The sequence below is a fragment of the Bordetella ansorpii genome (assembly GCF_900078315.1).
Lineage (GTDB): Bacteria > Pseudomonadota > Gammaproteobacteria > Burkholderiales > Burkholderiaceae_B > Bordetella > Bordetella ansorpii.
Map to the genome: position 1 here is coordinate 235,900 of NZ_FKBS01000007.1, position 22,961 is coordinate 258,860.

Below are 22,961 nucleotides of genomic sequence, written 5' to 3' on the forward strand. Positions count from 1 at the left end.
GCGCAGGGTGGCCGCCCGCGCGCCGCCCATGGCTCTCATCAGGAAAAGGCATTCCATGAATTTCCCGTCCCCGCGTTTCCGCCGCCATGCATCCGTTTCCGGTGGAAAATTAACGCCGCTGGCCCAGGCGCTGGCGGCATTGCTGATGGCCGGCGGGCTGTCGCTGCCCGGCACCGCGCAGGCGCGCGCCTGGTTCGCGGCGGAAGGGGCGGGCAAGAATGCCGCCTCGGGGGCCGCGGCCAGGGCGCCGGCCGGCCGCGCGGGCCTGGGGGCGAGCGGCTCGGCCGCGCAGCAGGCGGCGGCGCGCCAGAAACTCACGCGTTCCATCGAGAACCTGAACCGCACGGCCGGGGCGATCGCGGCGGCGCAGGCTGCCCAGGCGGCGGCCCGGCAGGCGGCGCAGGCCGCCTCCCCGGTGCCCGACGGCCTGGCCGAGGGCGGGCTGAAACTGGCCGCGGGCGCTGCCGACGACGCCCTGGCGCCGTCCTCCGTACGCGACCCCGCCCTGTGGCAGAACGCCAGGCTGCCCGTGCAGAGCCGGGCGAACGGCCACACGACCGTCCATGTCGAGCAGACCGCCGATCGCGCGATCCTGAACTGGGAGACCTTCAACGTCGGCAGGGACACCACGGTGCAGTTCCAGCAGGACAGCAACTGGGCGGTGCTGAACCGGGTCGTCGACCCCGCCGCCCGGCCGAGCCAGATCCTGGGCCGGATCAAGGGCGACGGCACGGTGCTGGTCGTCAACCGCAACGGCATCGTGTTCGGCGGCGCCAGCCAGGTCGATGCGCGCAATCTGGTGGCCGCGGCCGCCAGCATCACCGATACGCAGTTCCGCGGCCACGGCCTGTATGGCGCCGACGCCGGCACGCCCAGCTTCACGGACGCGGCGGGCAGGATCGAGGTGCAGGCCGGGGCGCGGATTTCCACCAGCGTCCCCACGTCGGTGACGCAGGGCGGGGGCTACGTCCTGCTGCTGGGCACCGAAGTCTCCAACGCCGGCACGATCTCCACGCAGAAAGGGCAGGCGCTGCTGGCCGCCGGCGACGACTTCATCCTGCGCAAGGGCATGGGAACCGAGGGCAACACCCATGCGACCACGCGCGGCAGCGAGATCGCGGTGCTGCGCGACCCGGACGGCCTGGACGCCGGCGGCAACGCCGTGCCGAATCCGTCCGGCACGGTGGTCAACACCGGACTGATCCTCGCGCGCGAGGGTGACGTCACGCTGGCCGGGCACGACGTGCGCCAGCAGGGCGTGGCGGTGGCCACCACCACCGTGAACACGCGCGGCACCATCCACTTGCTGAACTCGCAGGGCGACGCGGCCGGCAGGGTCGCGCTGGGCGCGGGCGCGACCACGGCGGTCGTCATCGAGGACGACGGCCAGACGGCGCTGGACAGCCAGCGCAGCGCCCTGCTGGGCGAGTCCGTCGCGCAGGACAAGCTGCGCGTGCTGAGCACGCCGGGCGCCTTCGACAACTATTCGCGGCTGGGCGACCGGCGCGACCAGTCGCGCATCGAGATCGTCTCGGGCGGCGACGTGGCGTTCGAGGGCGGCAGCCTGACGCTGGCCACGGGCGGGCAGGTCGTGGCCGATGCGAAGGGCCGCAGCGTGCTGGCCGACCGGGCGCAGGTGGACGTCTCGGGGGCGGTGGGTGTGCGGGTGGCGATGGAGAGCAACAGCATCCAGGTCAACGTGCAGGGCAACGAGCTGCGCGACGCGCCCGTGAACCGCGACACCGGCAGGCTGGTCAACAACGATGTCTGGGTCGACCGGCGCCGCCTGGTCCTGCTGCCCGCGGGCACGGGCGGCTACGCGTCGGATCGCTGGTACACCGCCGGGGGCCTGCTGGAGGTCGGCGGCTATCTGGGCAACCAGGGGCATACGGCGGGCGAATGGGCCGCGCAGGGCGGCTCGGTGACGCTGGCCGGCGGACAGGTCGTCACGCAGCCGGGCTCGATGGTGAACCTGGCCGGCGGCACGCTGGACGTGCAGACGGGCTATGTCCGGCAGTCGTGGCTGCGCGGGGCCGCAGGGGCGCTCTACAGCCTGGACTCGGCGTCCGCGGACATCGCCTATCGCGGGTTCTACAAGGGATACGAGGCCGCCAGCCCGCGCTGGGGCGTGACCGCTTACTACCGCAGTCCCCTGATCGGCCCGTCCCAGTGGCGCGAGCCGGGCTATACCGTGGGCCGCGACGCGGGGACGCTGATCGTCAGCGCCCCGGCCGCGCTGCTCGACGGCGATATCGACGCGGCCGTCTACAACGGGCCGCGCCAGTTCCAGGCGCGGCCCGCGGATCTGCAGGACGGCTATCTGCTGGGGCAGACGCAAGTGGCGCAGGCGGCGGGCCTGGTCGTCGGCCATGCGTCCGGCGCGGGCTTCGAACCTCCCTACGACAGCCGCATCGTGGTGGGCGGCGAGCAGGGCGAGCCGCAGGCCGGCACGCTGTGGCTGGACGCGGCCCGCCTGAGCCGGATGGGACTGGGCCGGCTCGACCTCGCCAGCGCCGCCGGCATTGCCGTTACGCAGGACCTGACGCTGGCCGAAGGCGGGCGCCTGCAACTGGTGGCGCCGGACGTCGACATCGCCGCCACGGTCACCGCGCACGGCGGGACGGTCGAGGCCACCAATGTGTTCGACCAGGACCAGCGCTGGGGAACTCCGGACACGCTGCTGGACGCCGACGGCGGCGCGCGGATCCGGCTGCGCGAAGGCGCCGTGCTGGACCTGCGCGGCCTGCGCGCCGATGCGGCGCAGGACGCCGCCAGCGCGAACCGGCGCGGCTGGATCGACGGGGGCGAGGCGCGCCTGGCCGCGACGGGCGACGTGGCGCTTGCGGCGGGCAGCCGGATCGACGTGTCCTCGGGCGCGGCGATCCTGGACGACGGGAAGGTGCAGGGCGGCAAGGGCGGCGACGTCACGATCGCGGCCAATGTCTACGCCGCCGGCGCCGGCGCGCCGGCCGGGCGGCTGACGCTGGACGGCACGTTGCTCGGCCACGGTGTCGCGGGCGGCGGCAGGCTCAGCGTGGGCGGCGCGCCGGTGCTGATCGCCGAGGACGGCGCGGCGCTGCAGGCCGGACAGGTGCTGCTGCGGCCCGGCGTCTTTCGCAGCGGCTTTGCGCACTATGAGATCGCGGGCGGGGCCGTGCCTACGTCCATCGCCGTCGCAGCCGGCACGGTCGTCGACGTGGAAATGCCGGTATACCGGCTGGCCGACGCCGGCCAGGCCGCGCCGGCTGGGGCGGGCGGCTTCGAGGCATGGACGCCGCCGCTCTACCAGGTGGATCCGGCAGGCGCGGCCTTCGTCCAGCGCAAGGGGGCCAGCCTGTCTTTCGTCAACGCCGCGGAGGTGTCGATCGGCACGGGATCGCGCATCGAGGTCGATCCCGGCCAGTCCATCGCGATCTCGGCGAGCGGGCAGGTCACCATCGATGGCCGGCTCGACGCGTGGGGCGGCACGATCGCCATCAACAGCGGGCTGGGCTTCGGCCAGCCGGGCGATCCCATGCCGGGGCGCTCGATATGGATAGGCGGCAATGCCGTGCTCGACGTGGCCGGGCGCGCGGTGAGCGGCCGGGACGAGCCCGGCGGCCGGCCGTTCGCGCACGTCCAGGACGGCGGCACGATCCGCATCGGCACCGGCGCGCTCACGCTGGACGACGCCACGCTGCCGGCGTCGGTCACGCCGCTGCTGGTGATCGTGCGGCCGGGCGCCGTGCTGGACGCGTCCGCGGCCAGCGCCGCGGTGGACCTGGACGCCGGCACCGCCAATCCGTCGGCGCGTTCCGGCGTGCGGACCCTGGCCGGCAATGGCGGCACGATCACGCTCGCTTCGTCCACGGGGCTCGCGCTGGACGGCGAGATGCGCGCGGCCGGCGGCGGCGCGGGAGCGGCGGACGGCGCCCTCAACCTGATTCTCGAAACGCGCTTCTACGGCGACGACGTTCCCGATGCGGTCAAGGCGCCGCGCATCCTCAGCATCTCGCAGGGGCGCCGGCCGTCCTCCCTGCCCGCCGGATTGGCGCCGGGCGAAGACCACGCGGCGCTGGGCTATGCGCAGGGATGGATCAGCGCCGAGCAGGTGCGCGCGGGCGGCTTCGGCAACCTGTCGCTGTGGAGCGCCGACGTCATCCGCTTCGAGGGCGACGTATCGCTGCAGCTCAACCAGAGCCTGGCCCTGCGGCGCGGCGTCATCGCCGTGGCCGACGCGACGCCCGGCGCCCATGTCTCCCTCTCCGCGCCGGTTGTGCGCCTGGACGGCTCGGTGGCGCGCGGGACCAGCGGCCTGGAGGGTCTGCATCCCGGCCTGCGCAACGTGAAGGCAGGCGCCTGGCAGCCCGCCGCGACGGCCAATGCCGCCACCCTGGCGGTCGAGGCGGACCTGATCGACATCGGCAACTGGGTTGCGTTCGGCGTGACCGACAGCTACGACATTGCCTTCCTGACCGAATGGTCCTTCGAGACCATCACCCGCCCGTTCGAGGCGCCCGGCTTCGCGGACATCCGGCTTTCGAGCCGCGGCGACATCCGCCTGCGCGGCGGGTCGATCGGCACAGCGGGCAACATGACGCTGACCGCGTCGCGGATCTACCCCGCGACCGGCGCGAGCACGACGATATTCGCCGGCGCCGTGGGGGCTGGCAGCGGCAGTATCCAACCGCGTCCGGACAGCGTCCTGGCCATCCGCGGCAACGGCCGGGACGCGGGGGCGCCGGCGTCCATCTTCGGCTCGATCGGCCTGCTTGCCGGCGTCATCGACCAGGGCGGCGCGCTGTACGCGCCGCTGGGCACGATCCGGCTGGGCGCCAATGCGGGCGGCGCCGGTTTCCAGGAGTACCGCAACGGCGGGCAGGTGGTACTGCGCGACGGCAGCACCACCTCCGTCAGCGCCGCGGGGCTGGTCATTCCCTACGGCGGCACGGTGGACGGCCTCAAGTACCACTACAACGGCCAGGAGCTGGCCCTGCCCGACCTGATGGCGCTGGGCGCGATGGGCAAGGTCGAGATCGCCTCCGACCGGTTCGAGGCCGAGCCCGGCGCCGTGCTCGATCTCTCGGGCGGCGGCGAACTGGCCGGCGCCGGTTTCGTCGCGGGCCGCGGCGGCTCGGTCGACATCCTGGGGGCGCCGCTGGCGGCCGCCAATCCCAGCTTCGGCTTCAGCGCGGCCGGCAACCGGATCTATGCCATCGTGCCGGGCCATGCCGCGGACTACGCGCCGCTCATGCAGGAAAAGGGGGCGGGCGACCCGGCCGTCGGCCAGCAGATCTCCGTGCCCGCGGGCATTCCTGGGCTGGCCGCCGGCACGTACACCTTGCTGCCGTCGAATTTCGCCCTGCTGCCGGGCGCCTTCCGCGTCGAGATCGGCGCGGGCCTGCGGCGCGATCCGGGCGTGATCGCGATGCGCAATGGCTCCTATGCGGCGGGCGGCTATCTCGGCATCGCCAATACCGCGATCGGCGCCGTCCTGCCCAACCAGATCGTGGTGACGCCCGCGCAGGCCGTGCGCACTCATTCGCAATACAACGAGACCAGCTACAGCCGTTTCGCGCTGGAGCAGGCCGCGCGGTTCGGCACCACGCGGGCCCGGCTGCCCTCGGATGGCAAGCAACTGGTGCTGACGTTCGAGGAGGCCGGCGAAGTGCTCGACTTCAGGGGCATCGCGCGATTCGGGCCGGGCGAGGGCGGCTATGCCGGCTCTCTGCTGGTCCAGGCCTATGAGGACGTGGAAATCAAGGCCGCCGGCAGCGCGGCCACGGCGGACATGGTGTCGCTGGACGCGGAAGACCTGTCGCGCTTCGCCACCGGCACGCTGTTCGTCGGCGGCGCGTATGACTACGGCTCGGGCGGCAACGTCTACCTGCGGTCCGGGCTGTTCACGGACGCGGACGTCGCCGTGCGCAAGGGCGCCGTGCTCGAAGCCGGGCAGATTCTGCTGGCGAGCAACAACATTCTCGTCGAGGACGGCGCGGTCCTGGACACCACGCGCAGCACGTTTGCCGTCCCCGACTCCACGCTGGGCTACATCTTCGCCAACGGCAATGGGCCGGACGACACGCAATTCGGCACGGTGCTCGTGGTGGCCAACGGGTGGCTCAACCTGCTGCCGGCGGTGGTGCCCAGGAACAGCGTCTCCAGCCGGCTGGTGGTCGCCGACGGCGCGGTCCTGCGCACGCGCGGCACCATCGGGTTCGTCGCCGCCGACCAGCTCTCGCTCGGGCAGGCGCAGTTGAATGCGCGCTACCTGGCGTTGAGCCTGCCCGCCGTGAACGTGGGAACCGAAAGCTCCCTGGCCGCCGCGCAGGCGGCGGGCGTGCTCGGCACGGGCTGGAACCTGACGCAGACGACGCTGGACCGCCTGCTCAACCCCGCCACGACGAATCTCGCGGCCCTGGAGCGCCTGTCGTTCTCGGCGCGCGACGGGATCCGCTTCTACGGCGATGTCTCGCTCGACGCACGCAACCGCGCGGGCGGCTCGTACGAGACTATGGTCGTGCTCAACACGCCGGCCATCTACGGCTGGGGCGGCGCGGACGCCTCGGCGGTGCTGGCTGCCGATACGCTCGTCTGGAACGGCATCGCCACGGGCACCGGCACGGTGGCCGACCCCTACGCGAGCCTGCAGCCGCCCGCCGTGCAGCCCGGCGGCGCCGGCACCGGCTCGGGCCGCCTCGCCTTCCAGGCGCGCGAGATCCACTTTGGCTACGATCCCCTGGCGCGCAGCCAGAACAGCGCGGATGTCGAGCGGTTGTCGCTGGGCTTCTCGGGCGTGGAACTCGTCGCCACCGAGAAGGTGACCGCCAACAATCGCGGCCGCGTTTCCTTCTATCGAAGCGGCACCGATGCGGCGTCCTATGCGGGCGGCGATCTCACCATCGCCACGCCGCTGCTGACCGCCGACAGCGGCGCGATGATCGACATCCGCGCGGGCGGCGCGATCGCGGTGAACGCGGCCGGCACGGCCGCGGATCCGTCGACGCAGGCCGACCTGGGCGGCGAAATCCGCCTGCAGGGCGGATCGGTCCTGCTCGACACCACGGTCGCCTTGCCGAGCGGGCGCCTGGTCATGGCGGCGCAGGGCGATATCGCGCTTGGCGATCGCGCGCGCGTCGACCTGGCTGGCCGCGCCGTCTCGTTCTTCGATGTGACGAAACACAGCTGGGGCGGCAGCCTGGAGCTGGAAAGCCACGGGGGGCGCATCGCGCAGGCCGCGGGTTCGGTGATCGACGTGTCCGCCCGCGACAACGACGCCGGCACGATCGAGGCCGTGGCGACGCAAGGCTCCGCGGTGTTCTCCGGCACCTTGCGCGGCAGCGCCGACGGCGGCGGCAACGCGGGCGGCTTCGCGCTTTCCGCGGACGCCATCGCCGATTTCGCCGGCCTGAACACGCTTCTGAACGACGGCGGATTCTTCGGCGAGCGCCGCTTCACCGCCCGGCGCGGCGATCTGGTCGTCGGCGACGGGGTGAGGGCGCGGTCCGTCACGATCTCGGCCGATGGCGGCAGCCTGATCGTGAACGGCAGGATCGACGCCAGCGGCGAGAAGGCGGGCAGCATCCGGCTGTCGGCGCGCGACGATCTCACGTTGGCCGCTGGCGCGGCGCTCGACGCGCACGGCGCGGTCCTGCAGGTCGACAGCCATGGCGCGGCAATCGACGCCTCCAATCGCGGCTCGGTTGAACTGACGGCGAGCCGGGGCGTCGTGGCGTTCGCACAGGGGGCAACGATCGACATGCGCTCGGCCGACGGCATCGCGCGCGGCAGGCTGGAGATCAATGCGCCGCGCGTGGGCAGCGACGGCATCGGCATCGACGCGGCGGCCCGCGTCGACATCCTGGGCGCGGCCAGCATCGCGGTCAATGGATTCCGCGGCTATACGCCGGCCGGCGGCATCATCAACCAGGCGTACCTGGACGGCATTCATGGCGACAGCGCCGCCTTCATCGCCGCAGCAGGCGCGAATGGCGCGCTGCAGGCCCGGCTTGCCGGGCTGAGGGCCCACGGCCCGGCCTTCCACCTGCGGCCCGGCGTCGAGATCGCCAGCGCCGGCGATCTGGCGACGCAGGGCGACCTGGATCTGTCCGGCTATCGCTACGGCCCCGGCGCCGATCCCGGCGTGCGCGGTTCGGGCGAGCCCGGCGTGCTGGTCGTGCGCGCGGGCGGCGACATCAAGATCAACGGCAGCGTCAACGACGGCTTCGCGCCGCCGCCGGCGACCCCGGACGACTACAACTGGGACGATGGCCGCGCGGGCCGGATGTGGGCGGTCGCGCCGATGCTGGCGCCGGGCTCCCGGTCCTGGTCCATGCGCTGGGTCTCCGGGGCCGACCTCGCGGCGAGCGACACCCGCGGGGTCAGGTCCCTCCAGGCGCTGGGCGAGCACGGCGACCTCGTGCTCGAAGACCGGCACATCGGCGGCGGCTGGATGCTGGAAGCGATGAGCGTGGTGCGCACCGGCACCGGCTATCTCGACATGATCGCCGGCCGCGACTACCGGCATGCCTCGCTCTTCGGCGTCTATACCGCAGGCGCCGCGCTGCCCGAGACCCAGGCCTACAGCGGCCTGTGGCTGACCGGCGGCGGCGGCGACGTGCGGGTCGAGGCGGGCCGCGACATGGCCGGCTACGTCTACACGAGCGACCTGAACACGGACCAGCGGCGCATCAACGAATGGCTGCGCTGGCAGGACGGCGCGTGGGGCATCAATTTCGGCGCCTACATCGCGGACACCTGGGGCATGGAGGAGCTTGCGGGGTTCTCCGGCATCGGCGCGCTGGGCGGCGGCAACGTGACGGTGACCGCGGGCGGCGACGCCGGCGTGACCCAGCCGCAGATCCTGGAGATCAATCCGGACATCGGGCTGTTCGAGGCCAGGACCGGCGGCCTGACCGTCGCCGTCGGCGGCAGCGGCTATGTCGACGCCGGCGGCGTGCTGCGGCAGACGGGCGGCGGGGACATCGTGATGCGGATCGGCGGCCGCCTGAACAAGGCGCCGCTGGCCAATCCGAACAATCCGGGAGGCAGCACGCTGATCAACGTCCGCGGCGACGTGTCGGTGACGGCCTCGACCATCGGCCTGGTGAGCAACCTGGGCTACGGCTCGCCGCTGGGCTACCCGGATCCCCGGCCCATCGATCCCACGCGCCCGTACGACTACCGGCCCGACAGCGGCCTGACGCTGGCGCTTGGAGACAGCCGCGCCACGATCAACACGCGCGGCGACCTCGTCATCCTGCATGCCTCCGATCCCGGCGCGACCGATCCGGCCAGCTTGGGCGCGATATACCTTCCTTCCATCAGCGCGCCGGGCTTCTCGCTGTGGACCGAACGCACCGCCATCGACCTGTTCTCGGCGGGCGGCTCGGTCGCGCCCGTCTCCACCTACGCAATAAACAGCGGGGCCTTCAACGACGGCTACTACGGCTATGTCGGGAAGCGTCCCTACCCGCCGGCGCTGGGCGTCGTGGCCGCGGGCGGCAATGTGCTGGTGTTCGGCCGGGCCGAACTGATGCCCACGCCGGGCAGCAGGCTCGACCTGCTGGCGCGCGACTCGATCTACTTCGGCTACAACCCGAGCGGAGAGGGCAACTACCTCACGATCTGGGATGAAGACATCGCCAACACGGCGTCCCGGCCCATGCGCTTCTATGCCGTGGGCGGAGACCTCACCAACGTCCGCACGGGATATATCCGGCAGCCCACGGGCGAATTTCTGGAAACCGCCTATATCGGCGGCGGCCCGGTATGGATGCGGGCCGGCCGCGACATCATCGCCGCCGGCGGCGTGGACGACCGAAGCTCCGACTGGCTCGACGAGGGCGGCATCGGCGGCCTGATCGTCCACAGCGGCGACAACGACATATCCATTGTCCAGGCGGGCCGCGACATCATCTATGCCAATCTGAAGATCGGCGGTCCCGGCACGCTGGAGGTGACGGCGAGCGGCGACATCTATCAGGCCGACCGGGGGTCTATCGTCGCCCTCGGTCCGGTCGCCGAGGGCGACACCCGCCCCGGCGCGTCGATCGCCATCCAGGCCGGCGCGGGCGCGGCCGGCGCCGACTGGGCCGCGCTGGCGGCGCTGTACCTCGATCCGGCCAATCAGGCCGACCTGACGCCGGGCCATCCGCTGGCCGACCAGCCCGGCAAGGTGGCGCGAGTGTACGGCGGCGAACTGACGCTGGCCGGCTGGCTGCGCCAGGAGTTCGGCTATGGGGGCGACGAGGCCGGCGCGCCGGCGTGGCTGGCCGCCAGGCAGGCCGAGCTGAATGCGCGGCGCGCGGCCGACGGCAAGTCGCTGCGCGACCTGAACCGCGAGTACGCGGACGCGAGCCAGGCGTACCTTGTGAACTGGCTGCGCGCGCGCTTCGCGCAGCAGTACGACGGCATGGACGATGCGCGCGCATTCTTCGCGGCGCTGCCGGCCGAGCAGCAGCGGGCCTATTTGCGCAATGTTTACTACGCCGAACTGAAGGCCGGCGGGCGCGAATACAACGATCCGGCCAGTTCGCGCTACGGCAGCTACCTGCGCGGCAGGCAGATGATCGCCACGCTGTTCCCGGTCTACGAGACGGGCGGCGACCTGGCCGCGCAGGTCCAGTCCGGGCTGGACCCGCAAGGCAGCGACGCGGCCGGCCAGCCCTATGCGCAGAAGTACGCGGCGATCGCGCGCGGCGGCGACTTCACCATGTTCAGCTCCGCCACCGGCACGCCGGGCACCCCGTCCTACAAGACGATCGACAGTTCCCTGCGCACCCAGTTCGGCGGCGACGTCAGCGTGCTCGCGCCGGCCGGCCAGATCGTGGCGGGCGTGCAGGGGGTGGTGCCGGGCAGCATGTCGGGCATCGTCACGCAGGGCGAGGGCGACGTTTCGCTGTACTCGCGCGGCTCCATCCTGCTGGGCCTGTCGCGCATCATGACTACCTTCGGCGGCGGCATCCTGGCGTGGTCGGCCGAGGGCGACATCAACGCCGGCCGGGGCGCCAAGACCACGGTGATATACACGCCGCCCCGGCGGGTCTACGACCAGTGGGGCAACGCGGCGCTGTCGCCCCAGGCGCCGTCCTCCGGCGCGGGCATCGCCACGCTGGCGCCCATTCCGGAGGTGCCGCCGGGCGACGTGGACCTGATCGCGCCGTTAGGCACCATCGACGCCGGCGAGGCGGGCATCCGCGTGTCGGGCAACGTCAACGTGGCGGCGCTGCAGGTGCTCAATGCGGCCAACATCCAGGTGCAGGGCGAATCGAAGGGCGTCCCGGTGGCGGCGGTGGTGAACACGGGGGCGCTCACCAGCGCCAGCGCGGCGGCCACCAGCGCGGCGACGGCGGCCCAGGACGCGGTGTCGCGCTCGCGTGCGGCGGTGCGGCAAGGCCTGCCGTCGATCATCAGCGTGCAGGTTCTCGGCTTCGGCAATGAACCCGCCGCGCCGCCGCCCGGCGGCCGCGATGGCGGCGCGGGCGGTTCCTCGTCCTATAACCCTCGCAACGCCGTGCGCGTGCTGGGCCTGGGGGAATTGCCGGAAGGCGCGCGCCGCCAGCTGACCTCGCCAGAACGCGCCAATCTGGGCCTGTAAGCCATGCCGCAACCCGCAGTGGGACCGGCTGGCGCCGAAACCGTGCGGCTGCGGGCGTGCCTGGTCGAGAACTATGCGCGCCTGCATCGCCGCCTGAGCATGCGCCTGGGCTGCGCCGACTTGGCGCGCGAGAGCCTGCACGATGCCTGGGTATGCCTGGGCGAGCGGCGCGCCGCGCCCGCGGCCGATTGTCCGCAAGCCTATGTGTACCGGGTGGCCTGCAATGCGGCCGTAGACCGGCTGCGCGCCGATCGCCCGTGGCGCACGAGGGACGAGGCCGATTTGCCGGCATTGCTGGAAGCGGTGCCCGATGGCGGGGCGGGTCCGGCCGTATTGGCCGAACTGCGTTCGGAACTGCGGGCCGTCGCGGGCGCGGCCGCACGCCTGTCGCGCCGTGACCAGGCGGTGCTGGCCGCCGTCAGCCTGGACGAACAGACCCGGCGGCAGGTGGCGTGCCGCTACGGGCTGTCGCTGCGCAAGGTCGACACCGCGCTGCGCCGCGCGCGCGATTGTTGCGCCGCGCCAGGGTAGGGCGCGGGATCGAACCGCGCCGCGCAAGGGGGATGGCGTCGCCGCGCTACGACACGTCGCCCACGCGCGCCAGCGGCGGGTTGGCCGTGAAGTAGCGTCCGATGCCGGCCATGATGGCCTGGGCCAGCTTCTCCTGGTGCGCCTCGGAACGCAGCAGCCTTTCTTCGCGCGGGTTGCTGATGAAGGCGGTCTCGATCAGTACCGACGGAATGTCCGGCGCCTTCAGCACCGCGAAACCCGCCTGCTCGACTTCGTTCTTGTGCAGGCGGTTGATCTTGCGCAACTCGTCCAGCAGTGCGGTGCCGACCCGCAGCGAGTCGTTGATCTGCGCGGTGGTCGACAAGTCCAGCAGCACCTTCTGCACCTGGCGGTCGTGCGACCCCAGGTTGATGCCGCCGATCAGGTCGGCCGCGTTTTCCTTGTTGGCCAGCCAGCGCGCCTGCGTGCTGCTGGCGCCGCGTTCGGACAGCGCGAACACCGACGTGCCGCTGGCGGTGGGCTTGATGAAGGCGTCGGCGTGGATCGACACGAACAGATCGGCGCGCACGCGACGCGCTTTCTGCACGCGCACATGCAGGGGCACGAAGAAGTCGTCGTCGCGCGTCAGGTAGGCGCGCATGTAGGGCTGCGCGTCGATCAGCGTCTTCAGGCGCCGCGCGATGCGCAACACCACGTCTTTCTCGCGCAGGCCGCTGCCACCGATGGCGCCCGGGTCTTCGCCGCCGTGGCCCGGGTCCAGCGCGATGGTCAGCATGCGTTTGCGGCCGGCTGCCTGGCGCGACGGGCTGGGCGCGGTCGGGGGCGCCACGGCCACCGGCGGGCGCGGCGTGGGCGTGGGCAGGACCGGCGAGGCTTCCTGGCCCTTGGCCAGCGGCACGCCGCCATCGGCGCTGCTCCTGGCCGCGCCGTTGCGCGCGATCTCGTCCAGCACGCGCGCCAGCGGATCGTCCACGTCGGGGCCGCCCTGCTTGTTCAGGATGGCGACCAGCGGGTCTTGCGCGATCTTGGGATACAGGTCGAGCACCAGGCGGTACTGGTAGTCGGCCACCGGCTTCAAGGTGAAGACCTGCGGCGCCACGGCCTGCTTCAGGTCGAACACGATGCGCACGACGTTGGGGCGGTTCTGCGCCACGCGCAGGCCGCTGATGTAGGGATCGTCGGGACGGACCTTGCGGACCAGGTCGTTCAACGCGGCGCTGACGGAAAGGCCTTCGATGTCCACCACCAGGCGGTGGGGATTCTCGAGCGTGAAGTGCTCGGCCTTCAGTTCGTGGTCGAGTTCCAGCGTGACGCGGGTGTATTCCTCGGCCGGCCACGTCCGCACCGCCAGGATGGTGGCCGCGTGCGCCAGCTTGGGCAGCACCGGCAGCACCAATAGCGTGGCGGCGACACTGATCAGGCGCCGCCGTTTGGGGGAGCCTGCGTCGAGGGCGGGGTGTTGATCGCGTTCAACCATGTTTGTCCTCGAGCGGTGTAAGCGGTCAGGCCGGCATCACGCCCCTGGACGGCATACTCCAGGGCGATCAGCAGATCCGGGGGCGGTAACAAATCCCCAGCGCGCTCGGGCCATTCGACGAGGACGACCGCTTCGTCCCTCAATAAATCCCTGAACCCGGCGTCCAGCCATTCGCGCGGATCGCTAAATCTATAAAAATCAAAGTGATAGAAGTATAAGCTAGAAATTTTATAAGATTCAAGCAATGCATAGCTCGGACTCTTGATCCGGCCCTGAACGCCGCATGCACGCAACAGTGCCCGGGTGAAGGCGGTTTTGCCCGCGCCGAGGTCGCCTTGCAGATGGATGCGTCCCCCCGGGGGCGCGCCGGTGCGCCCGTCCAGAAGGGGGGCCAGTTGCCGGGCCAGGGCGTCGGTGGCGGCCTCGTCGGGCAGGTGCAGCAGGCGCGAAGCGTGCGGAGGGTGTGTCATGGCGGGATCCGGGCGCGGTGTTAAAACCGGGAGAGTGCCCGCGATTATAGGAAGCGCGCTTTCTGCTACGCTTCTATTGATATCGATTCTCGTTCTAATTTTCCCGGCAGAGCCGGGATCGCCGCAACGGAGCTGCACCGCCATGAAAACGCGTACCGAGAAAGACACCTTCGGCCCCATCGAAGTCCCCGACGATCACTTGTGGGGCGCGCAGACGCAGCGCTCGCTGCATTTCTTCGCCATCTCCACCGAGAAGATGCCGGTGCCGCTGGTGACCTCGATGGCCCGCCTCAAGCGCGCCGCGGCGCAGGCCAACGCCAGCCTGGGCGAACTGGACGGCAAGATCGCCCAGGCCATCGCGCAGGCCGCCGACGAAGTCATCGCGGGCAAGTGGCCGAACGAGTTCCCGCTGTCCGTGTGGCAGACCGGCTCGGGCACGCAGAGCAACATGAACATGAACGAGGTGCTGGCCAACCGCGCGTCCGAGCTGCTGGGCGGCGAGCGCGGCGAAGGCCGCAAGGTCCACCCGAACGACCACGTCAACCGTGGCCAGTCGTCCAACGATACCTTCCCGACCGCCATGCACGTGGCCGCTGCCGTCGAGGTCGAGCAGACCCTGCTGCCGGCCCTGAAGGCGCTGCGCGCCACGCTGGCCCAAAAGAGCGCGGACTTCTTCGACATCGTGAAGATCGGCCGCACTCACCTGCAGGACGCCACGCCGCTGACGCTGGGACAGGAACTGTCGGGTCATGTGGCCCAACTGGATCTGGCCGAGCAGCAGATCCGCGCCACACTGCCGGGCCTGCATCAACTGGCCATCGGCGGCACCGCCGTGGGCACGGGCCTGAACGCCCACCCCGAATTCAGCGCCCGGGTGTCCGCCGAACTGGCCCGCGACACGGGCAGCGCCTTCGTGTCGGCGCCCAACAAGTTCCAGGCCCTGGCCTCGCACGAGGCGCTGCTGTTCTCGCACGGCGCCTTGAAGACTCTGGCCGCGGGCCTGATGAAGCTGGCCAACGACGTGCGCTGGCTGTCCAGCGGCCCGCGTTCGGGCCTGGGCGAGATCAGCATTCCCGAGAACGAGCCGGGCAGCTCCATCATGCCGGGCAAGGTCAACCCGACGCAGTGCGAGGCCATCACCATGCTGGCCGCGCAGGTCATGGGCAACGACGTGGCCATCAACATCGGCGGCGCCAGCGGCAATTTCGAGCTGAACGTCTACAAGCCGCTGGTCATCCACAACTTCCTGCAATCGGCGCGCCTGCTGGCCGACGGCATGGCCAGCTTCGACCAGCATTGCGCCGCGGGCATCGAGCCCAACCACGCGCGCATCGCCGAGCTGGTGGACCGTTCGCTGATGCTGGTGACCGCGCTGAACCCGCACATCGGCTACGACAAGGCCGCGCAGATCGCCAAGAAGGCGCACAAGGAAAACCTGTCGCTGAAGGAGTCGGCGCTGGCGCTGGGCTACGTGACCGAGGACGAGTTCGCGCGCTGGGTCGTGCCGGCGGACATGACCAACGCGAAGCGTTGAAGCAATGACGGGCGGGGCCGCCGGGCGGCCCTGGTCAGCCCGCCACCATCAGCCAGAGCGGGATGGTGGCGGCCGACAGCAGCGTGCCCAGCGAGATCAGCACGGCCACCATGCGGCCGTCGCCGCCCATGCGCATGGCCAGCACGTAGGCCGCCGAGGCCGTGGGCAGGGCCGCGAACAGCAGCAGCATGCGCGATTCCAGCGGCGGCAACCCCAGCAGTGCGGCGGCGCCCAATGCCACCGGTGGCAGCAGCAGCAGCTTGACCACGATCATCCACGCGATCAGCTTCCCTTGGCCGCGTCCGCCCTCCCAAGACAGGCTGGCGCCCACGCAGATGATGCCCAGTGCCAGCGCGGCGGCTCCCAGCCGGCTGAACACCGTATCCACCGGGCCGGGCAGCGACAGGCCCGCCAGGTTGCACGCCAGTCCCAGCAGCGTGGCCAGCAGCAGCGGATTGCGCAGCAGTTCCTTGAACACGTTGCCGCCGCCGTGGCGCGCCAGCGCGTACACCGCGGCCACGTTGGCCATCGGCACCGCGAAGCCCACGATCAGCGCCATGGTCGATTGGCCTTGCGGGCCGCCCAGGCTGGCCGCCAGCGCCAGCCCGATATAAGTGTTGAAGCGGTAGCCGCATTGCGCGGCCGAGGCATGGGCCATGGGCGCGCAGCGCAGGGCCGGCAGCGCCAGCCAGGCCAGCAGCACGCCCACCACGATCACCAGCGCCGTGGCCTGCAGCAGCAGCAGGGCGCTGCCGGCCGAGATGGGGGTGCGCAGCACCGACTGGAACAACAGCGCCGGGAACAGCACGAAGTAAACCAGGCGTTCGGTGCCGGCGAAGAAATCGCGTGAGTATCCCAACCTGTGGCGCAAGGCCCAACCCAGTGCTACGAGGAGAAAATCGGGCAAGACCAGTAAAGCGACCGACATGTAGGGGCCAAAGTGGTTGATTTTCGGGATAACAGCGATGTGCGCTGCGGAAATTTGCTGCTATTCTTCGTCGTCCAGGCGCAGCCGCGGACCATGTATCCGCGACGCAAGCCCATAAGATCGCACGGCATATATCTCAGCACAAAGCGGCTTTTTGACCGCAGCCGCATTCTAGGAGGAAACACCCCATGCTTAAAGTCCGCACCCTGGTTCGCGCCATCGCCCTGGCCAGCGGCGTCGCCGCTGTCGCCGCCGCGTCCGTCGCCAATGCTGCCGGCTATCCCGAGCGTCCGATCCGCGTGATCGTGCCGTTTGCACCCGGCGGCTCCACCGACATCATCGCCCGTCTGGTCACCACGCGCATGAGCCAGGAACTGGGCCAGCCCATGGTCGTCGAGAACAAGGGCGGCGCCGGCGGCGCCATCGGTGCGGCGGAAGCCGCCAAGGCCGCCGCCGACGGCTACACGCTGTCGATCGCCACGGTGTCCACCATGGCCGTCAACCCGGCTTGCCGCCCCAACGACCTGCCCTACGATCCGATCAAGGACTTCCAGCCGGTCACCAACTTTGCCAACACGGCCAACGTCGTGGCGGTCAACCCGAAGTTTCCGGCCAAGGATTTCAAGGAATTCCTCGAAGTCCTGAAGAAGAACCCCAACAAGTACTCGTATGGCAGCTCGGGCACTTGCGGCGTGCTGCACCTGATGGGTGAATCCTTCCGCATGGCTACCGGCACCGACATCGTGCACGTGCCGTACAAGGGCTCGGGCCCGGCCATTGCCGACGCTGTCGGCGGCCAGATCGAAGTGCTGTTCGACAACCTGCCGTCGTCGATGCCGCAGATCCAGGCCGGCAAGCTGCGCGCCATGGCCATCGCATGGCCCGAGCGCATCGCCTCCATCAAGGACGTGCCCACGTTCGCCGACGTTGGCCAACCGGTGCTGAACCAGCCCGTCTGGTACGGCCTCTTGGCTCCCAAGGGCACGCCGATGGACATCGTGAACAAGCTGCGCGACGCCGCCGTGGTGGCCCTGAAGGACCCGAAGGTCATCAAGGCGCTGGACGACCAGGGCTCGGCCCCGTCGGGCAACACGCCCGAAGAGTTCGCCAAGGAAATCCAGTCGCAGTACGACTGGGCCAAGGACGTCGTGAAGAAGCAGAACATCAAGCTGGACTGATCGCTCGATGCGATGACGCGGTAGCGTCGTCGAGAGAACGCCCCGTCCGGGTTTGCCGGATGGGGCGTTTTGCATTTGCGGTTGGCAAAAGGGGCTTGCCAATGGAGAGATGAAAGCGCCACGGTCTTCGTTGCAGTCGAGACAACGAACCTGGACCATGCCGATTCGCCGCGGACGCGGCTTGAAATTGCTTGTTGTATTGCGCCAGTTGGCCCAGGCGTTCGGTGGGGTTCAAGCAGTTGCCGAGCATGCGCAACTCAATCCAACGCAGATCTACCGCACGTTGTCGTCCAGGGGCAATCCCGCCTTGAGCAGTCTGGCGGCCATACTCAAGGCAATGGGCTTGCGACTGGCCGTGCAGCCTATCCGTGCCGGGCAGGCTCCGGCTGCTTGAGGACCGCCCAGTTTTATTCAGGCCGCCGCAACGTCAGGTGCTCCTGCGCCTTGATCTGGTCTACTGAGGTCACGCCCAGCATCGCCATGTCGCGCGACACTTCCTGCGTCAGCAGCCGGATGCCGTGCTCCAGCGCGGGCAGGCCGCCGACAGCAGCAGCGTAGCCGAAAGGCCGGCCCACGAAGGCCATGCGCGCGCCCAGCGCCAGGGCCTTCAGCACGTCGGTGCCGCGCCGCACGCCGCTGTCGATCATCACCGGGATGTCGGGGCAGGCGCGCACCACCTCGGGCAGCGCGCGCAGCGGCGCCACCGCGCCGTCCAGTTGGCGGCCGCCGTGATTCGAGACGATGATGCCGTCCGCGCCGCAGTCCTGCGCGCGCCGGGCATCGTCACCGCGCAGGATGCCCTTGACCACCAGCCGGCCGCGCCACTGGCGGCGGATGTTGCGCAGATCGTCCCAGTGCAGGTGGCCGCGTTCTGAAAAATCGCGCATCACGGATGGGGACAGGATAGGAGCGCCGCGCGTGGCGTAGTTGTTCTCGAAGTGCAGCATGCCGTGCTTGACCAGCGTGCGCAGGAAGGTGCCGAACAGCCAGCGCGGATGCGTCATGCCTTGCCAGGCCAGGCCCAGGCTGGGCCGCAGCGGCGCCGAGAAACCCATGCGCACGGTGTTCTCGCTGTTGGGTGGCACGGGCGTGTCCACCGTCACCACCAGGGTCTTGAAGGCGGTGCGCGACACCCGGTCTATCAGCGCTTCCAGCGCGGCGCGGTCGCCGGGCAGGTAGGCCTGGAACCAGGCGCCGGGATGCTGTTCGGCCACGTCCTCCAGGCGGATCAGCGACGAGCCGCTCATGACCATCGGCAGGCGCGCGGCGCGCGCCGCCTGGGCGATGACGACGTCGCCGCGATAACTGGACAGCGCGGTCAGCCCCAGCGGCGAGAAACCGAAGGGCGCGGCGTAGGTCTCGCCGAACAGCGTGGTGGCGGTGCTGCGCCTGGACACGTCCACCATCACGCTGGGCCGGAAGCCATAGTCGGCATAGGCCGAGCGGTTGTCGTCGAACGAGGCGCCCGTCTCCGCCACCGCGCTCATGTAGCCGTACACGGGGCGGGGCAGGTGGCGGCGCGCCAGGGCCTCGAAGTCATCCAGCGACAGCACGCCGCGCAGGCGCCGCGGCGGCCGGGCCGCGGGGGCGGCAACGGGCTTGGAAGCGGCGGACAGGTTCGGCATGGCGGTGCTGGGAGGCATACGAGGATTTCCTTCTACGGGTCTATTCCGGCTTGATGCCGGACTTCTTGATGAGAGCGCCCCACTTGACGCTCTCGGCTTGCATGTATTGGCGGAACGCGGCGCTGTCGCGGCCCTCCAGCGTGGCGCCCTGCTCGGCCATCTTGGCGCGCAGGTCGGGATCGGTCAGGGCGGTTTTCACACCGGCCTCCAGCTTGGACACGGCCGCTTGCGGCGTGCCCGCCGGCGCGTACAGGCCGAACCACGTCAGGGCCTCGAAGCCTTGCAGGCCCGATTCGCTGACGGTGGGGATCTCGGGCGCGCTGGGCGAGCGCTGCAGGCTGGACACGGCGATGGCGCGCAGCTTGCCGCTGCGGATGTGCGGCAGCAACGTGGGCAGGTTGCTGAACATCAACGGCACCTGGTTGCCCAGCACGTCGGTGATGGCGTTGGCCTCGCCCTTGTAGGGGATGTGCACCATCTTCGTGCCGGCCATGGCGTTGAACAGTTCCATGGAGACGTGCTGCGGGCCGCCCAGGCCCGACGAGGCGTAGCTCAGTTCGCCCTTCTTGTCTTTCGCGTACTGGATGACGTCCTGCACGGTGTGCAGCGGCAGCGAGGGATGCACCACCAGCACCAGCGGCACCGAGGCCACCAGCGACACGGGCACGAAGTCCTTGATCGGATCGAAGCGCAGGTTGGGGTACATGCTGGGCGCGACCACCATGGTCGATTGCGTGCCCAGCAGCAGCGTGTAGCCGTCCGGCTTGGCGCGCGCGGTGGCCTCGGCGGCGATGGTGCCGGTGGCGCCCGGGCGGTTCTCGATCACGTAGGGCTGGTCGAACTGCTTGCCCAGCGCCTGGCCCAGCTGGCGCGCCACCAGGTCGACCGCGCCGCCCGCGGAGAAGCCCACCATCAGGGTGGTGGAGCGGCTGGGGTAGGCGTCCTGCGCCCAGGCGCCGCCGGCCAGGGTGGCCAGGCCACCCGCCAGCAGGGCGGAAAGGGTGCGTCGGCGTAGGGGATCGATCATGGTCATGCGTGTCTCCTGTTGGAATAGGTGTGTGCCAGCCGGGGCGGATGAGGGTCTCCGCCTGTTGTTCTGCGTATCGCGGGCTGACTGCATTGTGGATTCGGTATGACTGAAGCACAATTTCGTTTTTGAGCTTTCAAACTGAATTTTTTATTGATTCATGGATACGCGCTTTCTCGATACCTTCGTGATGGTGGCCGAATGCGGCTCGATGGCCGAGGCCGCGCGGCGCAGCAACGTCACGCCCACGGCGCTGGCGCAGCGCCTGCGCGCGCTGGAGCGCGAGTTCGGCGTGCCGCTGTTCACGCGCTCGGGGCGTTTCGTGCGCATCACCGAGGGTGGGGCGCGCCTGCTGGACCGCGCGCGCCGCTTCCAGCGCGAGCTGTATGAACTGAAGGCCGCCGTGTCGACCGAGGGCTTTCCGGGCGGCCTGCGTATCGGCACCATCCGCACGGCGCTCACCAACGTCATGCCCGATCTGCTGAAGTACGTGGCCGAGACCTATCCCCGGCTGGACGCCGTGCTGGAGATCGGCGTGTCGCACGAGCTGTACCACGAGGTGACCGCGGGCAAGGTCGACGCGGCGCTGGTGGTCGAACCGCCGTTCCGGCTGCCCAAGTCGTTCGCGTGGCAGACGCTGCGCGTCGAGCCGCTGGTGCTGCTGGCCCCGGCCTTGCTGGTGCGCGGGCGCAAGGCCGACGTGGACCGCCTGCTGGCCATGCAGCCCTTCATCCGCTACGACCGCCGCACCTGGGGCGGCTCACTGGCCGACCAGTACCTGCAGCAGCGCGGCCTGCGGCCTCAGGAACGCTTCGAGATGGATGCCCCCGACGGCATCCTGATGCTGGTGGGCCAGGGCCTGGGCGTTTCGCTGGTGCCCAACTGCTTCCGGCCCGAGGCCGTGCCCAGGAACGTGGCGGTGCTGCCCTTGCCGCGCAACAAGCTGGAGCGCAAGCTGGGCATGCTGTGGCCCGCGCAGTCGCCGTACGCGCGGCTGTTCCGCGAGATGATAGTCGCGGCCACGGCGCAGAAATAAGAAGGCCGCGGGCAGATTGCCCGCGGCCTGTACGGCGCGCGCCTGCGCAGGAAGGATCAGAACGCCGAGCGGATCACGCCGCCGTCGGCGCGCAGCGCCGCGCCGTTGGTGGCTGCCGCGGCTTCCGAGCACACGTACACCACCATGTTGGCGATTTCCTCGGGGGTGATGAATCGCTTGAGCAGCGACGACGGGCGGGCCGTCTCGAAGAACTCCTGCTGGAAGGCCTCGAACGGCTTGCCGCCCGACAGCTTGTCGACGAAGTCCATCACGCCTTCGGACTGCGTGGGGCCGGGCAGCACCGAGTTGACCGTGACGCGGGTGCCGGCGCAGCTTTCGGCCAGGCCGCGCGCCAGGCTGATCTGCGCGCTCTTGGTGACGCCGTAGTGGATCATCTCGACGGGGATCTGCACGCCGCTCTCGCTGCTGATGAACACCACGCGGCCCCAGTTCTTCGCCTTCATCTTCGGCAGGTAGGCGCGCGTCAGGCGTACGCCCGACATCACGTTGGTGTCGAAGAAGTGCTGCCAGTCCTCATCGGGGATGTCCTCGAAGGGCTTGGGGTCGAAGATGCCCAGGTTGTTCACCAGCACGTCGACCTCGGGGTACTTGGCCACCAGCGCGGCAACCTGCGTGGGGTCGGACAGGTCGCCGGCATGGCCCTCGGCCTGCGCGCCGGGGACGGCCTTGAACAGGGTTTGCAGCGCGGCGTCGACCGAAGGCTGCGAACGGCCGTTGACGATGACGCGCGCGCCTTCGCGGGCCAGGCCCACGGCGATGGCGTGGCCGATGCCCTTGGTCGAGCCGGTGACCAGGGCGAGCTTGTCTTTCAGATGCATGTCCATGGGTGGTGCTCCAGGGAGATGGGTGAAGGGAGCCGGGCGTTGTGCGCACGGTTCGGGTCAGGATAGCGGATGCAGGGTTTAAGCTGTGGCTATATCAGGACGCGCCGTGGGGTTGTTGGCGCGGGGCGTCCGGTCTTCATGCCGATGTCAGCGATAAGGTCTATGACGATGATGTCCGATTCCAGTTTCGACGCATTGCTGCAGGGCCAGCCGGCCGATGAACGCCCGCCCTGGGCCGAGCGCGATGAAGAAGCCATCGATGCGTTCTATCGCCTCGTCTGTTCACGGATCGAACGCGAAACCCGCACGCTGTCGCGCATCGAGTGGGATCACTATGGATCGGGCTACGCCTCGTTCGTGGACGCCTGGTTCTATCGCGACGAGCCGGGATTCCGTCTGCCGCCCTTCAAGCGGCTGAGCCTGCGCAAAGAATTCCGCTACACGGGGCTGGCCGTGCTGCTATGCCGGATGGCGCCCGTGTTCGTGTTCATCGAAGGCGAGAAGTCCTGGCACCGGCAGGGCGGCAGCGGCTATCTGCCCAGCGGCAGCAAAGTGGACCAGTTGAGGACGGATGCGGTGCGGGAACTGGCCGCGCAGGTGCAGGGCGTGCTGGAAGCGCAAGGGCTGACGCGCCTGTCGCGCCAGCAGTTGGACGTGCCGCTGCCCACGGGCACGCAGGTGCCCACGATGCTGGACAACGGCGCCTACACGCGGTTCGACGCCTTGTTCCATTGGGAAGACTGAGTCCGCGCC

13 protein-coding genes are annotated in these 22,961 nt (G+C 70.1%); 7 read left to right on the forward strand and 6 right to left on the reverse strand.

The annotated features are described in order from the left end of the window. Positions 1–55: 55 nt before the first annotated feature. Both A7W11_RS03515 and A7W11_RS03520 read left to right on the forward strand, forming a co-directional pair. A complete protein-coding gene (locus A7W11_RS03515; RefSeq protein ID WP_066408146.1) occupies positions 56–11,578 on the forward strand; it encodes a filamentous haemagglutinin family protein in 11,523 nt (3,840 codons plus the stop codon). 3 nt (positions 11,579–11,581) lie between these two features. Beyond that, the gene (locus A7W11_RS03520; RefSeq protein ID WP_066408156.1) at positions 11,582–12,109 is read left to right on the forward strand and encodes an RNA polymerase sigma factor; all 528 of its coding nucleotides are present in this window, start codon (positions 11,582–11,584) and stop codon (positions 12,107–12,109) included. Between the two features lie 46 nt (positions 12,110–12,155). Here the strand turns inward: A7W11_RS03520 and A7W11_RS03525 are convergent, their stop codons facing one another. Both A7W11_RS03525 and tsaE read right to left on the reverse strand, forming a co-directional pair. Next, entirely contained in the window at positions 12,156–13,565 is a 1,410-nt protein-coding gene (locus tag A7W11_RS03525; RefSeq protein ID WP_066408159.1) for an N-acetylmuramoyl-L-alanine amidase, read from the reverse strand. Beyond that, positions 13,505–14,035, reverse strand: a complete 531-nt coding sequence (tsaE, locus tag A7W11_RS03530) for a tRNA (adenosine(37)-N6)-threonylcarbamoyltransferase complex ATPase subunit type 1 TsaE (RefSeq protein ID WP_066408164.1) — start codon at positions 14,033–14,035, stop codon at positions 13,505–13,507. Before tsaE ends, A7W11_RS03525 begins: the two co-directional genes overlap by 61 nt. 142 nt (positions 14,036–14,177) lie before the next feature. Here tsaE and fumC point away from each other — a divergent pair, with 142 nt between their 5' ends. Continuing rightward, positions 14,178–15,569 carry a class II fumarate hydratase gene (fumC, locus tag A7W11_RS03535; protein WP_066408168.1) on the forward strand — a complete coding sequence of 464 codons (1,392 nt, stop codon included), beginning with the start codon at positions 14,178–14,180 and terminating at the stop codon, positions 15,567–15,569. Positions 15,570–15,603: 34 nt separating this feature from the next. Here the strand turns inward: fumC and A7W11_RS03540 are convergent, their stop codons facing one another. Beyond that, the gene (locus A7W11_RS03540; RefSeq protein WP_082887060.1) at positions 15,604–16,497 is read right to left on the reverse strand and encodes an AEC family transporter; all 894 of its coding nucleotides are present in this window, start codon (positions 16,495–16,497) and stop codon (positions 15,604–15,606) included. Between the two features lie 188 nt (positions 16,498–16,685). Here A7W11_RS03540 and A7W11_RS03545 point away from each other — a divergent pair, with 188 nt between their 5' ends. Both A7W11_RS03545 and A7W11_RS27250 read left to right on the forward strand, forming a co-directional pair. Then, positions 16,686–17,675 (forward strand): tripartite tricarboxylate transporter substrate binding protein BugE, encoded by a 990-nt coding sequence (locus A7W11_RS03545; protein WP_066408177.1) that lies wholly within the window; start codon positions 16,686–16,688, stop codon positions 17,673–17,675. Positions 17,676–17,832: 157 nt separating this feature from the next. Next, positions 17,833–18,069 carry a helix-turn-helix domain-containing transcriptional regulator gene (locus A7W11_RS27250; protein WP_412778694.1) on the forward strand — a complete coding sequence of 79 codons (237 nt, stop codon included), beginning with the start codon at positions 17,833–17,835 and terminating at the stop codon, positions 18,067–18,069. Between the two features lie 13 nt (positions 18,070–18,082). Here A7W11_RS27250 and A7W11_RS03550 read toward each other — a convergent pair whose 3' ends face one another. Both A7W11_RS03550 and A7W11_RS03555 read right to left on the reverse strand, forming a co-directional pair. After that, positions 18,083–19,318, reverse strand: coding sequence for an alpha-hydroxy acid oxidase (locus tag A7W11_RS03550; protein ID WP_066408182.1), 1,236 nt, complete (start codon positions 19,316–19,318; stop codon positions 18,083–18,085). 22 nt (positions 19,319–19,340) lie between these two features. Beyond that, entirely contained in the window at positions 19,341–20,333 is a 993-nt protein-coding gene (locus tag A7W11_RS03555) for a Bug family tripartite tricarboxylate transporter substrate binding protein (protein ID WP_066408185.1), read from the reverse strand. A gap of 154 nt (positions 20,334–20,487) precedes the next feature. Here A7W11_RS03555 and A7W11_RS03560 point away from each other — a divergent pair, with 154 nt between their 5' ends. Beyond that, positions 20,488–21,363, forward strand: a complete 876-nt coding sequence (locus A7W11_RS03560) for a LysR family transcriptional regulator (protein WP_066408188.1) — start codon at positions 20,488–20,490, stop codon at positions 21,361–21,363. Positions 21,364–21,419: 56 nt separating this feature from the next. Here the strand turns inward: A7W11_RS03560 and A7W11_RS03565 are convergent, their stop codons facing one another. Beyond that, on the reverse strand, positions 21,420–22,208 hold the full coding sequence (locus A7W11_RS03565; protein WP_066408190.1) for an SDR family NAD(P)-dependent oxidoreductase: 789 nt from the start codon (positions 22,206–22,208) through the stop codon (positions 21,420–21,422). A gap of 168 nt (positions 22,209–22,376) precedes the next feature. On the opposite strand from A7W11_RS03565, the gene A7W11_RS03570 reads away from it, so the two are divergent. Beyond that, positions 22,377–22,952 carry a hypothetical protein gene (locus tag A7W11_RS03570; protein WP_156522985.1) on the forward strand — a complete coding sequence of 192 codons (576 nt, stop codon included), beginning with the start codon at positions 22,377–22,379 and terminating at the stop codon, positions 22,950–22,952. Positions 22,953–22,961: the final 9 nt, after the last annotated feature.